Origin of the sequence: Streptomyces aurantiaciflavus (genome assembly GCF_049808595.1) — a bacterium.
GTDB lineage: Bacteria > Actinomycetota > Actinomycetes > Streptomycetales > Streptomycetaceae > Streptomyces.
Window position 1 is genome coordinate 39,297 of sequence record NZ_JBNCAQ010000016.1, and the last position, 13,853, is coordinate 53,149.

The following is a 13,853-nucleotide window of genomic DNA, read 5'->3' on the forward strand; positions in this document are numbered from 1 at the left end:
CAATGAATAGTGATTTGAACCAAGACGTTGCGGCTTTCGTGGTCGGGCTCGACGCCGGCGGCACCCGGACCCGTGCCGTCCTGGCGGAGCTCCACGACGGTCCCGCCCGGGGCGAGGGCGGCGCCGGGCCGGGCAACGCGCTCACCGTGCCCGGGCCGGAGCTCGCCGACCACCTCACCGAGGCCCTCGCGGAAGCCGTGCCCGCACCGCTGCGCGGGCGGGTGGTCGCGGTGGCGGGCGGGTTCGCCGGCGCCGGCCACCAGGGCCAGGGCGCCGACGAACCCGGCCGGGTCCGGGCCCGCACGGCCCTGTCCGCCGCGCTCGACCGGCTGGGCATCACCGCGGCCACGGTCGGCGTCCACAGCGACATCGAGACCACGTTCGCCGCGGCCCCCGGCCACCCCACCGACGGCCTGGTCCTGGTGGCGGGCACCGGCGCGGTCGCGGCCCGGATCGCCGCACGGGTGCCGACCGCGACCTCCGGCGGCGACGGCTGGCTCCTCGGCGACGACGGCGGCGGCTTCTGGATCGGCCGCGCGGCCGTACGGGCGGCCCTGAGGGCGACCGACGGCCGCGGGGCGCCCACCATCCTCGCCCACGCCGTCGGCCGGGAACTCGGACTGCCGCCGAGGATCCTGCCCCCCGAGGGCTACGGCGTCACGGACGCCGTTCCCTGGAGCGACGACCAGCGCACCGCCTACCGCGCGCACGTGCTGCCCGCCGTCATGGAGCGGCCGCCGGTCCGGCTGGCCGACCACGCGCCGCTGGTCGTCCGGGCCGCCGAGGAGAAGGACGCCGTCGCCGGGGAGATCCTGCGGCAGGCCGCCCGCCATCTCGCCGAGACCGTCACGGCACTGGCGCCGCACCCGGGTGAACCCCTGGTCCTCACGGGAGGCCTGCTCGCCCCGGACGGCCCCCTGCTGACCCCCCTGACCGAACGCCTGGCACACCTCGCGCTCACCATCACCGCGGTGTCGGACGGTTCGCCGGGCGCCGTGGCCCTGGCCCGCCTCGCCCACGGCACCGGACGCTGACACCGCCCCCACCCACAAGGACGACCCGTGCCCCCTCAGGACCAGACGCTCCCTCAGGACCGGGCGGTCGCGCCCGCCGCCGTCCCCGCGCGGCCGCCCCACCTCGACCCGGCAGCCCCGCTCGACACCCGCGTGGCCGACCTCCTCTCCCGCATGACCCCGCGCGAGAAGGCCGGCCAGCTCAACCAGCGGATGTACGGCTGGGACGCCTGGCGCCGCACGCCGGACGGGGGCTTCGAGCTCACCGAAGCCCTGGACGCCGAGACCGACCGCTTCGCGGGGCTCGGCGCCCTCTACGGGCTGATGCGCGCCGACGCCTGGTCCGGCGTCGACCACACCCACGGACCCGGCATCGAGGACAGCGCCGACCTCGCCGACCTGGTCCAGCGCCATGTCCTGGAACGCAGCCGCCTGCGCATCCCCGCCCTGTTCGTCGAGGAGGTGCCGCACGGCCACATGGCCCTCGACGGCACGGTCCTCCCCGTCAACCTGGCCGTCGGCGCCACCTGGGATCCCGCCCTGTACGAGCGGGCCGCCGCCCACGCCGCCGCCGAACTGCGCGCCCGGGGCGGCCATGTGGCCCTGGTCTCCGCGCTGGACATCGCCAGGGACCCGCGCTGGGGCCGTACCGAGGAGTGCTTCGGCGAGGACCCCTACCTCGCGGCCCGGCTGACCGAGGCACTGGTCCGCGGAATGCAGGGCACGGGCGAACTCTTCGCCCCCGACAAGGCCCCCGTCGTCCTCAAGCACTTCGCCGGCCAGGGCGCCACGGTCGGCGGCCGCAACTCCGCCGAGTCCGAACTCGGTCCGCGCGAACTGCACGAGATCCACCTCCCGGCCGCCCACGCGGGCGTCCGTGCCGGGGCCGCCGCCGTGATGGCCGCGTACAACGAGGTCGACGGCCTGCCCTGCTGCGGCAACCGGGCCTTGCTGACTGGGCTGCTCCGCGACCGCTGGGGTTTCGAGGGCCTGGTCGTGGCCGACGGGCTCGCCGTGGACCGGCTGGCCCGCATCACCGGCGACACGATGTCCGCCGGCGCCCTCGCCCTCGACGCCGGGGTCGACCTCAGCCTCTGGGACGAGGGCTTCACCCGCCTGGAGGAGGCCGTCGAGCGGGGCCTGGTGAGCGAGGCGGCCCTGGACGCCGCCGTCGCCCGCGTCCTGCGCCTGAAGTTCCGCCTCGGCCTCTTCGAGGACCCGTACACGCGGCGCGCGCCGATGCCCGAGGGCGGGCGCGAGCTGAGCACCGCGCTCGCCCGCGCCTGCGTCACCCTCCTGCACAACAACGCCGGAGTCCTCCCCGCCCACCCGTCCGTACGCCGGATCGCGGTCCTCGGCCCGCACGCCGCCACCACCGCCCACCAACTCGGCGACTACACCGCCCCGCAGCGCCCCGGCACGGGCACGAACGTCCTGGACGCCCTGCGCCGCCTCGCCCCGCCCGGCACGGAGATCCGGCATGCCCCGGGTGCGGCCCTCACCGGTGACGATCGCAGCGGCATCCCCGAGGCGGTCGCGACAGCCGCCGCCTCCGACCTGGCCGTCCTGGTCCTCGGCGGCAGCAGCGCCCGTACGCCCGACACGGAGTTCGACGCCAACGGGGCCGCGCGGACGGTCGTGTCCGAGATGACCTGCGGTGAGGGCGTCGACCTCGCCGGGCTGCGGCTGGGGGAGGCCCAGCACGCGCTCCTGGACGCGGTCACGGCCTCCGGCACGCCCACGGTGGTCGTCCTCGTCCAGGGCCGGCCGCACGCCGTCCCGGAGGCGGCGGACCGGGCCGCCGCGCTGCTCACCGCCTGGTATCCGGGCCCGTGGGGCGGCGAGGCGATCGCCGAGGTGCTCCTCGGACTCACCGAACCCGCCGGCCGCCTCCCCGTCTCCGTCCCGCGCTCGGCGGACCGCCTCCCCGTCCACTACAACCACAAGGACACCGAGTACGGCTCCTACGTCGACGGCGACGCCGGGCCGCTCCACTCCTTCGGGCACGGGCTGTCGTACACGACGTTCCACCACGGGCCGCCCCGGCTGACCGGGCGCACCGTCGAGGTCGACGTCACCAACACCGGCACCCGGCCCGGCCGCAGCGTCGTCCAGCTCTACGTCCGCCGGCTGCGCACGCCCGTCTGGCCGCGCGCGCTGGAACTGCGGGCGTTCGAGGCGGTGTGGCTCGCCCCGGGGGAGCGCCGTACGGTCGCGATACGTCTCGGCGCCGACCAACTCGAGCTGGTCGGCGCCGACCTGGAGACGGTCGTACCGTCGCAGGCGGTGGAGATCCGGGTCGCGGCGTCCGCCCGCGAGGCGCTCACCGCCGTACCGCTCGTGTTCGATCAGAGCTTGACGGCCCCGGCCGACACGCCCTTGTAGAACCACCGCTGCGTGATCACGAACAGCACCAGTACCGGGATCACGGAGATCACCGACCCGGCCATGACCATTCTCTGGTCGTACCCGAACGACGAGCTCTGCAGCCGTGACAGACCCAGCGTCAGCGTCATGTGGTCCTCTGAGCGCAGCACGATCAGCGGCCAGAGGAAGTCGTCCCAGGCGCTGATGAAGGTGTTGATGACGACCACCATGATCGCGCCCCACGCCGACGGCAGATACAGGTGCCGGAAGCGCTGCCACTCGTTCGCGCCGTCGAGCATGGCCGAGTCCTCGATCTCGCGCGGCACCGCGAGGAACGCGCCGCGCATGAGGAGGACGTTGATCGCGCCGACGAACCCGGGCAGCCACACGCCGACCAGGCTGTCGACCAGGCCCAGGTCACGGATGCTCAGGAACAGCGACACCATGATCGACTCGAAGGGGAACATCATGGAGGCGACCAGCACGACCCAGACCGCCTTGCGGCCCTTCCAGCCGGGCTTGGAGAGCATGTAGCCCGCCGTGGTGGAGAACACCAGCTGGCTGGTGATCGACAGGACGACCACGATCAGGCTGTTCCTGACGTACGTGGCCACCGGCACCTGTTCGAAGACCGTCCGGTAGGCCCGCAGGGTCGGGTGGTGGGGCAGCAGGGAGGCGTTCGCGCCGAAGACGTCCTCACCGGTGCTCTTCAGGGAGGCCAGAAGCTGCCAGAGCAGCGGCCCGACGGTGAGACCGAGCACGAGGAACAGCAGCAGATAGCGGACGACCAGTTCGCGGGGGCGGCCGTAGTCCCGCCAGCGCGGCATCAGGCGCCGGCGCTTCTCGACGGCGGTCGTCATGTCTCGTCCTCCCTCGTCAGACGCTGCGCCAGCAGGGTCAGCCCCAGCGTCAGCAGGAACAGGGCCACGCTGACGGCCGAGCCGTAACCGGCGTTGCCGGTGATGGGGTCCAGGCCGACGTCCCGGATGTAGAAGGGCAGGGTGCGGTCGGCGCCGCCGGGGCCGCCGGTGGAGCTGCCGAGCATGTAGATCTCGGTGAACACCCGCAGCGAGCCGATGCCGGTGAGCGTGCCGACGAGCATCATGGCCTGCCGTACGCCGGGGACGGTGATGTGCCAGAAGCGGCGGGCGGCGCCGGCGCCGTCCATGGCCGCCGCCTCGTGCAGCTCTCTGGGCACGTTCCCGAGCGCGGCCAGGTAGAACACCATGTACCAGCCGAGTCCCTTCCACAGGGTCAGGCCCATCGCGGACAGCAGGATCAGCCAGGAGTCGGACAGGAAGGGGATGGCCGACCTGATCAGGTGGGCCTTCTCCAGCCAGGTGTTGACCAGCCCGTCGTCGGCCAGCAGCCACTGCCAGCTCAGCCCCACGACCACGCTGGAGGCCAGCACCGGCGTGTAGAAGGCCGACCGGAAGAACCCGATGCCCGGCAGGTTCTTCTCCACCAGGACGGCCAGCAGCAGCGGCAGCAGCACCATCAGCGGTACGACGATCAGCGCGTACAGGATGCTGTTGCGGGTCGCCAGCCAGAAGTCCGGGTCTTCCAGCATCCGCGTGTAGTTGTCGAGGCCGACGAAGCTCGCGGCGCCGCCCAGCGGCTTGGCGTCGGTGAACGACAGCAGGACGGTGTTGAGGAACGGGAAGACCCCGAAGACCACCGCGCACCCGATCGCGGGCGCGGTCCACAGCCAGGGCAGCCACCAACGGCGGTACATCGCCGCCCCGTTGGCGCCGGGAACGGGGCCGGGCAGCACGGCCCGGGCGAGTCGGCGAGGGCGGGACGGGACCGTGCCCGGCACGGAGCGCACAGCCTCCGTGCCGGGCACGGACACCGGTTTCGTGGTGTGCGTCGCCGCCATCAGCTGCTCTGCTTCAGCAGCTCGTTCGCCTTGGCCTGGGCGTCCTTCACCGCCTGTTCGGCGCTCTTCTTGCCCTGCATGGCCAGCTGCACCTGGCCCACGACGGCGTTCTGCACGGCCGTGGAGAGGTTGGTCTGGTAGGCGGTGGCCGTCTTGAGCTGCTCGGCGACCAGCTTGCGGGCCTCGGAGAACGGGTCGTCACCGCTGACCTTCTGGAAGAACGGGTCGTCCAGCGAGGTCGTGGTCGTCGGGAAGATCACCACGTTGGGGTCCTTGCACCAGGCCGTCTGGTTCTCGGCGTTGGTGAGGAACTCGGCGAACGCCAGCGCCGTGGGGGCGTTCTTGCTCGTCGCGGCGACCGTGATGTACTGCGGGGCGCCCGTGGTGTGGCCGAGCGCGTCGAACGGCTGCTGACCGACGCCGGTCCTGGCGTAGACCGACGGGCTGTTCTGCTTGACGAAGCGCACGAAGCTGGGGTTGGTCGAACCGTAGGCGACCTTGCCCTGGCTGTAGAGCGTGGAGGGGTCGTTGTTGGAGGACAGCGAGTCCTTCGGCATGGCGCCCTCCTGGTACAGCTTCACCATCCACTGGACCCACTGGACGGTGCGCGGGTCGTCGGCGAAGACGGCGGACCTGCCGTCGGCGGACAGCGTTTTGATGTTCATCTGGTCCCAGTCGGCCGGGATCCGCCACACCGGGTTGGCCATCGTGGCGTAGTACTTGCCCTTGGCCGCCTTGGCGACCTTCTCGTAGTCGGCGAACAGCCCGAAGACGGTCGTCGGCGGCTTCGCCGGGTCGATCCCGGCCTTCTTCAGCAGGTCGGTGTTGTAGGTGAGGAGGATGCCGCCGGTGTACCAGGGCAGCACCGTGTGCACCGACGCGCCGGAGGCGTCCTTCATGGTGCTGGACTTCCAGAAGGCCGGGACGAAGGGCTTGGCGGCGTCGGGGTCCTTGCCCCCCAGATCGAGCAGGTAGCCGGCCTTGGTGAGGGCGGTCGCGGTGGGGGAGTCCACGTTGATCACGTCGGGCAGGGTGCAGGCCTGGGCGTCGGCGACGGTGCGCTGGCCGAACGTCGAGTCACCGGGGTCGTCGATCCACTTGACCGAGGTGCCGGGGTGGGCCTTCTCGAAGGACTTGATCACTCCGTTGAAGAACTCGCCGAAGTCTTTCTTCAGGTTGGTCGTCTGGAAGGTGATCTTTCCCTTGACCTCCCCGGTGAGCTTCCCGGAGCCGACGTTGCCCTGGTCGACCTTGCAGCCGCCGGCCGTGGCGTCCCCGCCGTCGGAGCCCCCCGACAGGCCGCAGCCGGCGGCGGTCAGGGCGAGGGCGATGACGCCTGCCACGGTTCCGGTCAGTCTTCGCGCGCGCATGGTGCCTCCTGCGATCCGTCAGCTGCTGGTTCAAATCACCAACTTGGACTCCGATTGATGAAAAGGTGGACCAGAATTCATCGGAGGTCAATGGCTTGCCGTGTTGCTTTTCGGTTCGAGGTCGTCGCCGGGGTGTTCAGTGCCGGTGCTCGTGATCGGGGTGGGACGGGTCGCCCGGGTGCTCGTGCCCCGGCGCGTACTCCACGCCGACCCGGGCGCGGTCCAGCCAGTCGAAGAAGGCCTGCCGGGCCACCGCCCGCCGCACCTCCCGCGCGATCTCGTCACGGACCTCCGCGTACGGCAGGACGTCGGCGGGCCCCAGGTCGCCGTAGGGGTCGGCACCGAGCCGCAGTGCCTCCCGGGTGAGGAACCGGTCGCGGTTGCGGTCGTAGTAGTCACGCACGGCCTGCTCCGGGACCGTCTGTTCGGCCTCCAGCGCGGCCAGCAGGGCGCGCGCGGCCGGGGAGTGGGCGAGCGCCACGGCGACGATGCTGCCCAGGTCGGCGACATCGGTCGCGGACACCGCGAGCCCCCGCGCCGGAGACGCCTCGCCCGGCGGCGCCAGACCGCGCTCCGCGCAGGCCCTTCGGGCGAGTTCGTCGGTGACCACGACCTGCGTGGCCCACCGTCTGCGCTGCCGCTCGGCGCGCGCCAGGGCCTCCGGGCGGGTCTCCCGGTCGCGCGCCGGAACGGCCGCCAGCAGCGCGTCCACCCGATCCACGGCGACGCCCTCGCCTCCCACCACGGCGGCGGGCGCCCTCGCGGGGCCGTCTTCTGTCACTGCCGTGTGCCGTGCCACGGCGCCGCCTTCTGTCACTGCCGTGTGCCGTGCCACGGCGCCGCCTTCCGTCACTGCCGTGTGCCGTGCCACGGCGCCGCCTTCCGTCACCGCCGTGTGCCGTGCCACGGCGTCGTCTCCCGTCACCGCCGTGTGCCGTGCCACGGCGTCGTCTCCCACCCCCGCCGGGCGCCCGCTCATGCCGTCACCTCCAGCACCACCGCCTCCGTGTAGGCCACACAGCCGTGCCAGCCGGCCTTCGCCATCAGCCAGTACGACCCCGGCGGCACCGCTGAGCCGTCCACTTCGAGCAGGCACCGCGCGCTCTCCCCGGCGTCCACGGTGAACCCCTGGCAGCCCGGCCCGACTCCGGCCCAGGTGCCCCAGGACGACACCGCCCACAGCGTGCCGTTCACCGGCCCCCGTGTCGTGTTGCGCACGCCCACCGGCACCCGCACCCGCTCAGCCCGGCGCACCTCGACCCGGTCCACGTCCAGCTCCAGCACCAGACCGGGCCCGGTCCGCCCGTCCGGCCCGCCCTCCGCGGCCCCGCCGCGCACGTCCAGGGCGACGACGTCCTCGAACGTCTGCCCGCCGTACACCAGCTGCGCGGCGAGCCGGTATCGGCCGGGCACGGGATCCGGCGGGGGAGCGACGGTGACCTCGGCGAGCGTGAAGCCTCCCGGCCCGAGCGCGTACGGCAGTTCGGCGGGCTCGGCGGTCCAGCCCGGCGGCACCTCCAGCGCCACCGCACCCGACACCGGCGCGTCGGTCAGCTCGGAGGAGATGCGGACCGTCGCGGTGACCGGGCCGTCCACGGTGAGCGGGCTCGGCGAGAGGTGGACGGCCACGGGCATGTTCCCCCGGGGCGCCGGACCGCAGTTGTGCAGCCAGTAGCGGGTGTGCACGGGCTGCGCCGGCTCGAACGCGGCGACACCGGGCCCCTGGGCACGCCGGCCGTCCCTCGGCAGGGCCAGCACCGTGGAGACCTCGAAGCCCGTCAGGTCCAGCTCCAACGCGCCGTCCGTGCCGGGATCCAGGGGCTCGCCGGGCCGTTCCAGCACGTCCGCCCGGGTGCCCTCCGCCCAGGGCGAGGGGCCCGTCAGCCGTGCCCGCACCGGCCGTCCGTCCACCTCGTGCGCCCGTACGACGACCCCGCGCACGGGATCCGACGGTGTGGTTCCGCCCCGGGCCAGCGGGGAGCCGGCCGGCTTCAGCGCGTCCAGCAGCACCCGGCCCTCGGGCTCCAGCTTCAGCAGCGCCGCGGTTCTCGGCAGGTCGGCCGGTGTCCCGGTGGGCTCCCGCAGCCGGGCGGTGAGCGGATGGTTGAAGGCGTGTCCGGCGCGTGGCCAGCCCAGCTCGCGCCAGTCACCCTCGCCCGCGACGACCGCGTACTCGAAGGTGTGCGACCAGCGTTGCAGCTGGAAGCCGGAGCCGTCCGGAGCGGTGCGCCGGGGCGGATCGACCCAGATGCCGGAGGGCCAGCCGGTGCAGGAGCGCATGAGGGACATGCAGAGGTCGCCGGACGAGGTGACCACACAGCCCGGCGTGCCCCGGTTGAGCAGCGCGAAGCCCCGGCCGTCCCAGGCGTCGCCCGGCGGCAGCGCCTCGCCGCCGCCGGCCGCCGTGGCCCGTACGGTCGCGTCCTCCAGGTCGGCGACCAGCGCGTCGACGGCCTTCGCGTCGTCCTCGGGGCGGGCGCCCGCCACCACGAGCAGCGGCAGCCGCTCCAGGTCGCGCAGGTCGGCGCCGGGCACCCACTCCTCGCGCAGCGAGGCGCGCGGCGCCACCCACACCGCGGCCAGGCCGGCCTCGGCCAGCTGGCGGCGCAGCTCGCGGGCGGCCGCCGGGTCCCAGCCGAGGGCCTCGGCGACCACGGGGTTGCGGTCCGGGCCGCCGACGGCGATCCGGACGTCGGGCAGGTTGGAATCGACCTCCAGGTCGCCGTAGCGCGGCCCGCCCGCGATCGTCGAGGTGGCCGTGACACCTGCCCGCACCAGGGCCGCCGCGAGCGGGGCGCCCAGCTCGCCGGCGGTGTCCCAGTCGGTGAACACCAGCTCGGCGACGCCGATGGACCGGTGTCCGAGCAGCGCGCCGGTGCCGTCGTGGACGGCGACGCGGGCCGTGGAGCCGAGCCCGAACCAGGTGTTGGCCGGGTTGTCCAGCGTCCACGGGAACCGTTCGCTGTCCACCTCCACGAATCCGAAGCCGCGCCCGATCACCGCGTCCGCGACCTCGTGCACCGGCAGTCCGCCGCGCACGTCGGAGGGCCAGCGCACCCGGATCAGCCGGTCGGCGCCGTCGTAGCCGTCGACGGTCGTCGTCACGTCCAGCCGGTCGACGCCCGCCCACAGGGTGAGGCGCTGGGTGTACCGGAACAGACCCAGGTCGGCGCGGACGGTGATGCGCGAGCCGGCCGGGGAGTGCTCGACATCGATGTCAGCCGCCACGTCGCGGCTCCGGGCGGCCGTGGTGCCGGTCGGGGTGAGGTGCCAGGGGCCCTCACCGAAGCGCGGATGTCTCGGGTACTCCTCCTGCACGACCAGCTCGTTGCCGACGTTCCCGGGGCGCAGCAGCTCCCGGCCGCCCTCGGCGAGTGAGCGCAGGCTGCTGACCCCGCCGCCGCGCGCGGGGTCGACCGTCACCTCGTAGAACTCGTTGCGGATCGTCGCGCCCTCACCCGGTGTCCAGCCGGGCACGCGGCCGTCCGCGAGCGGCAGCGCCTTGAGGCCCATGCCGGGCACGTCCGGTACGACGACCCGCAGTTCGCCGTCCTCGCGCACCGCGGGCAGCGGCAGGCCGGTGAGGTCCAGCGGGACCAGTCCCGGGTCGGCGACGGTCAGCACGTCCCGGCGCTGCCAGGTCGCGGAGTTGAAGACGACCAGGTCGGGCGCGTCGCCGGGCAGCGGGACCACCCTGCGGGCCAGCGCGTCGGTCGCGTCGGCGTGCACGGTCCCGGCGAGGTCGTACAACTCCCGCCAGCCGGTGAGCAGGTCGATGTAGACCTGGTCCGACTCCGAGCCGGTGATCGCGTCGTGGTGGGCGCCGTAGATCAGCTGCCGCCAGGCCTTGTCGAGGGCCGCCTCCGGGTAGGGGTGCCCGGCGACGAGGGAGGCGAGCGTCGCCCAGGCCTCGGCGTCGGCGAGCAGTGTCTCGCCGTACCGCTGGGCCTGCTTGGTGTCGATGTAGGAGACGTCCTTGCCGGTGTAGACGGGGTTCATGTCCCGGGTCTGCGGACTGGCCCGGCGGCCCTCGGCGGCCAGCTCCGCCCGTACGGCGGCGAAGAAGTCCCGGGGGATGCCGCTGACGAACCGGGGCCAGACGTAACGGGCGTTCCAGTCGCGGTGGATGGCCATCACCCAGCGGCACGGCGGGGCGTAGTCGCCGCCGACGGGCAGCAGGACGTTGCGGGTGAGCGCGACCTTCTTCAGCCCCCGGAAGAGCCTGAGCGCCGCCGCCTCCGCCTCGGGGAGCGTGGGTGCGTTGTCGATGGCCCAGCCGGCGCCGTAGTGGTTGACCATGTAGGCGGTCAGCAGCCCGCGTCCGGAGGGGGCGATCCACTCGAACTCGGCCGGGAACTGCATGCGTCGCGGGTCGCGGGGTTCCTCACCGAAGACCGAGAGGGTGGGGCCCCACTGGTGGAACGGCCCGCGCGCCCATGAGCTGGAGGAGATCCCCGCGTCCGCCATCAGCCCCGGGAACTGCGGGTCGTGCCCGAACGCGTCCAGTTGCCAGGCGGTCTGCGGCGCGGCCCCGACGATCCCGCGCTGGAAGCCGTCGCCGTACAGCGCGTTGCGTACGGTCGCCTCGGCGCCGGTGAGGTTGGTGTTGGGCTCGTTGTAGGTGCCGCCCATGATCTCGACCCGGCCGGTGCGGATCAGCTGGCGCAGGAACGCCCGCTCCTCGGGGAAGGCGTCCCAGTAGGGCTTGAGGTAGTCGACCTCGGCGAGGACGAAGGTGTACGCCGGGTCGCGCCGGGCCAGGTCGCAGTGGGCCCGGACCAGGCTCATCCCGCTCTGGCCGCGTGAGTCGAAGGTGCGGGCGGGCAGCCCGGTGACGTCCGGGGCGTCGGCGACGTCCCAGGTCTCGGTGTAGGCGGCCTGGGTGTTCCACCAGACGGGGTCGTAGTGGAAGTGGCTGACCATGAACATGGTCCAGCCGGGTTCGGCGGCGGTGAACTCGGCGGCGTGGCGGACCAGTCGGCCCGCGCCCGCGTCCTCGGCGGTGACGGTGACCGGCCGGCGGTCGCCGGGGGCGAGGCCGTCGGCGGCCACGGGGATCTCGGCGTGCGCGGTGCCGTCCTCGCCGGCGGTGACGACGGTCGTCCCGACGCTGCGGACACCCGGGCCCGTCACGCTCAGGTGGACCGGCCGGCCGGGGGCGTGCTCGACGTCGACGGCGACCACCTGGCGCGGCTGGTCCTCCGTGCCGGTGAAGAGCTCGGTCGACTCGACAGAGATGACGCGCATGGGGCTCCTACGAGGGCTCGGCGGGGCCCCATCCTGGCAGCGCGGGATGATTCAATCAACCATCTTCAGTCATCTTGGTTGATTCATCCATGCATCCCTGGTTGGCTCAGCGGCTCCGCCGGGACTTCACGGCGTGCTGCGGGGTGATGTGGTCGGTCAGCGCGAGGGAGGCGCTCGCGCGCTGGTAGGAGAGCTGGGCGACCCGGACGTACAGGCAGTCGATGAGGACGAGCACGGAGTGCCGGCCGCCGATGCTGCCGGTGCGGAAGCTGGTCTCCGAGGACGACGAGATGAGCCGGATGTCGGCGGCCTTGGCGAGCGGCGAGCGCGGGTCGGAGGTGAGCGCCACGGTGGTCGCGCCCCGCTCCTTGGCCAGTTCGAAGGGCTCGATGGTCTCCCGGGTGGCCCCGGAGTGCGAGATGCCGATGGCGACGTCCGCCGGGGTGAGCAGGGCGGCGGAGGTGGTGGCCGCGTGCACCTCGGTCCAGCCGCGCACCGCGCAGCCGATGCGGAACAGCCGGGTCTCCGTCTCCTGGGCGACCGCGCCGCTGCCGCCGACGCCGTAGACGTCGATGCGCCGGGCGCGGGCCACCGCCTGGGCCGAGCGCTCGATCGCGTCCAGGTCGATCCGGTCGATGGTCTGCTGCACGGCCCGCAGATCGGCCGTGCCGACGACCTGGACGACCCGCTCCAGGCTGTCGTCGGGGGAGATGTCCGGGCCGATCTCGGCGCTGCCCCACTCCGAGGACTCGCCCCGGCCGCGCTCGTGGGCCAGCTCGATCAGCAGGTGCTGGTAGGAGTCGAGACCGATGGCCCGGCAGAACCGGGTGACGGTGGCCTGCGAGGTACCGGTGCGGCGGCCCAGTTCCGCGGCCGAGCAGTGGGTGACGGCGGCCGGATCCTCCAGGATCAGCTCGCCGACCTTGCGCAGGGAGCCGGCCAGCCGGGGCAGCTCGGTGCGGATCAGTGTGGTGACATCGGTCGAGGGCATGCAAAGAAGGTAACAGCCACCCGCTGACGGGGACGCTGAATACCAGGACCGGAATCCTCTCCCCGATCGCCGGGTGAACTGGGCCCATTGCCCATGACGCCGACCGTGTGATTCAGTGATTCACCGATGGCCGTGTATGGGGTGGTTCAATCCACCAGTGGGGAGTCCCAGGTGTCCGTCGAATCCGCCAACGAGTCCCAGACCGAACCGGTGACCGCCGACCGCTTCGTCCGCGAGAGCCTGGACGTCCTGCACCGCCTCACCGAGTCCGCCCGCGCCGACGTCGGCGCCGCCGCCGCACTGATCGCCGACTGCCTGCGCCAGGACGGCGTCGTGCAGGCCTTCGGCACCGGCCACTCCCAGGCCCTCGTCCTCGAACTCGCCGGCCGCGCGGGCGGACTGGTGCCCACCAACCGCCTCCAGATGGCCGACCTCGTCCTCTACGGCGGCGACCACCCCAGCGCCCTCGACGACCCGCTGCTCGAACGCGAGCCCGGCATCGCCGGCCGCCTCTACGAGCTCGCCGCCCCCCGCCCCCAGGACCTCTTCGTCGTCATCTCCAACTCCGGCGTCAACAACGTCGTCGTCGAGATGGCCCTGCACGCCAAGGACCGCGGCCATCGGCTCCTCGCCATCACCTCCCTCACCCACACCAGGTCCGTGCCGGCCGCCCACCCCAGCGGCAAGAAGCTCGCCGACCTCGCCGACGTCGTCCTCGACAACGCGGCCCCGCGCGGCGACGCCCTGCTCGAACTCCCCGGCGGCGGCGCGGTCTGCGCCCTGTCCACGCTGACCGGCGTCCTGCTGGTGCAGATGACGGTCGCCGAGACGGCCGCCCAGCTCCTCGCCTCCGGCGACCGCCCTCCGGTCTACGTCTCCGCCAACGTGCCCGGCGGCTTCGAGAGCAACCTCGAACTGGAGAAGCGGTACGCCGGACGCATCCGGCGCACCGCGGGCTGAACGCCCGCGGGCCACGCGGGTACGGA

Annotated in this window: 9 protein-coding genes; 3 read left to right on the top strand and 6 right to left on the bottom strand. The window is 73.2% G+C overall.

What is annotated here, in order from left to right; genetic code table 11:
- Window positions 1-2 precede the first annotated feature (2 nt).
- Both ACPT94_RS20530 and ACPT94_RS20535 read left to right on the top strand, forming a co-directional pair.
- On the top strand, window positions 3-1,034 hold the full coding sequence (locus ACPT94_RS20530) for a BadF/BadG/BcrA/BcrD ATPase family protein (RefSeq protein WP_360337260.1): 1,032 nt from the start codon (window positions 3-5) through the stop codon (window positions 1,032-1,034).
- Between the two features lie 153 nt (window positions 1,035-1,187).
- Complete coding sequence (locus ACPT94_RS20535; protein ID WP_360337334.1) at window positions 1,188-3,398, top strand: glycoside hydrolase family 3 N-terminal domain-containing protein; 2,211 nt, start codon at window positions 1,188-1,190, stop codon at window positions 3,396-3,398.
- Here the strand turns inward: ACPT94_RS20535 and ACPT94_RS20540 are convergent.
- From ACPT94_RS20540 to ACPT94_RS20565, 6 genes are all read right to left on the bottom strand, one after another.
- Window positions 3,362-4,240 (bottom strand): carbohydrate ABC transporter permease, encoded by an 879-nt coding sequence (locus tag ACPT94_RS20540; protein WP_360337258.1) that lies wholly within the window; start codon window positions 4,238-4,240, stop codon window positions 3,362-3,364. The genes ACPT94_RS20535 and ACPT94_RS20540 overlap by 37 nt on opposite strands.
- Window positions 4,237-5,259 carry a carbohydrate ABC transporter permease gene (locus tag ACPT94_RS20545; protein ID WP_360337256.1) on the bottom strand — a complete coding sequence of 341 codons (1,023 nt, stop codon included), beginning with the start codon at window positions 5,257-5,259 and terminating at the stop codon, window positions 4,237-4,239. Before ACPT94_RS20545 ends, ACPT94_RS20540 begins: the two co-directional genes overlap by 4 nt.
- The gene (locus ACPT94_RS20550; RefSeq protein WP_425246483.1) at window positions 5,259-6,629 is read right to left on the bottom strand and encodes an extracellular solute-binding protein; all 1,371 of its coding nucleotides are present in this window, start codon (window positions 6,627-6,629) and stop codon (window positions 5,259-5,261) included. Before ACPT94_RS20550 ends, ACPT94_RS20545 begins: the two co-directional genes overlap by 1 nt.
- A gap of 136 nt (window positions 6,630-6,765) precedes the next feature.
- The gene (locus ACPT94_RS20555; protein WP_425246540.1) at window positions 6,766-7,428 is read right to left on the bottom strand and encodes a peptidyl-prolyl cis-trans isomerase; all 663 of its coding nucleotides are present in this window, start codon (window positions 7,426-7,428) and stop codon (window positions 6,766-6,768) included.
- A gap of 176 nt (window positions 7,429-7,604) precedes the next feature.
- Window positions 7,605-11,876, bottom strand: a complete 4,272-nt coding sequence (locus ACPT94_RS20560) for a glycoside hydrolase family 38 N-terminal domain-containing protein (protein ID WP_425246484.1) — start codon at window positions 11,874-11,876, stop codon at window positions 7,605-7,607.
- Between the two features lie 106 nt (window positions 11,877-11,982).
- Window positions 11,983-12,867, bottom strand: a complete 885-nt coding sequence (locus tag ACPT94_RS20565) for a MurR/RpiR family transcriptional regulator (protein WP_360337248.1) — start codon at window positions 12,865-12,867, stop codon at window positions 11,983-11,985.
- A 171-nt stretch (window positions 12,868-13,038) separates the two neighbouring features.
- On the opposite strand from ACPT94_RS20565, the gene ACPT94_RS20570 reads away from it, so the two are divergent.
- Window positions 13,039-13,827 (top strand): sugar isomerase domain-containing protein, encoded by a 789-nt coding sequence (locus tag ACPT94_RS20570; RefSeq protein WP_360337246.1) that lies wholly within the window; start codon window positions 13,039-13,041, stop codon window positions 13,825-13,827.
- Window positions 13,828-13,853: the final 26 nt, after the last annotated feature.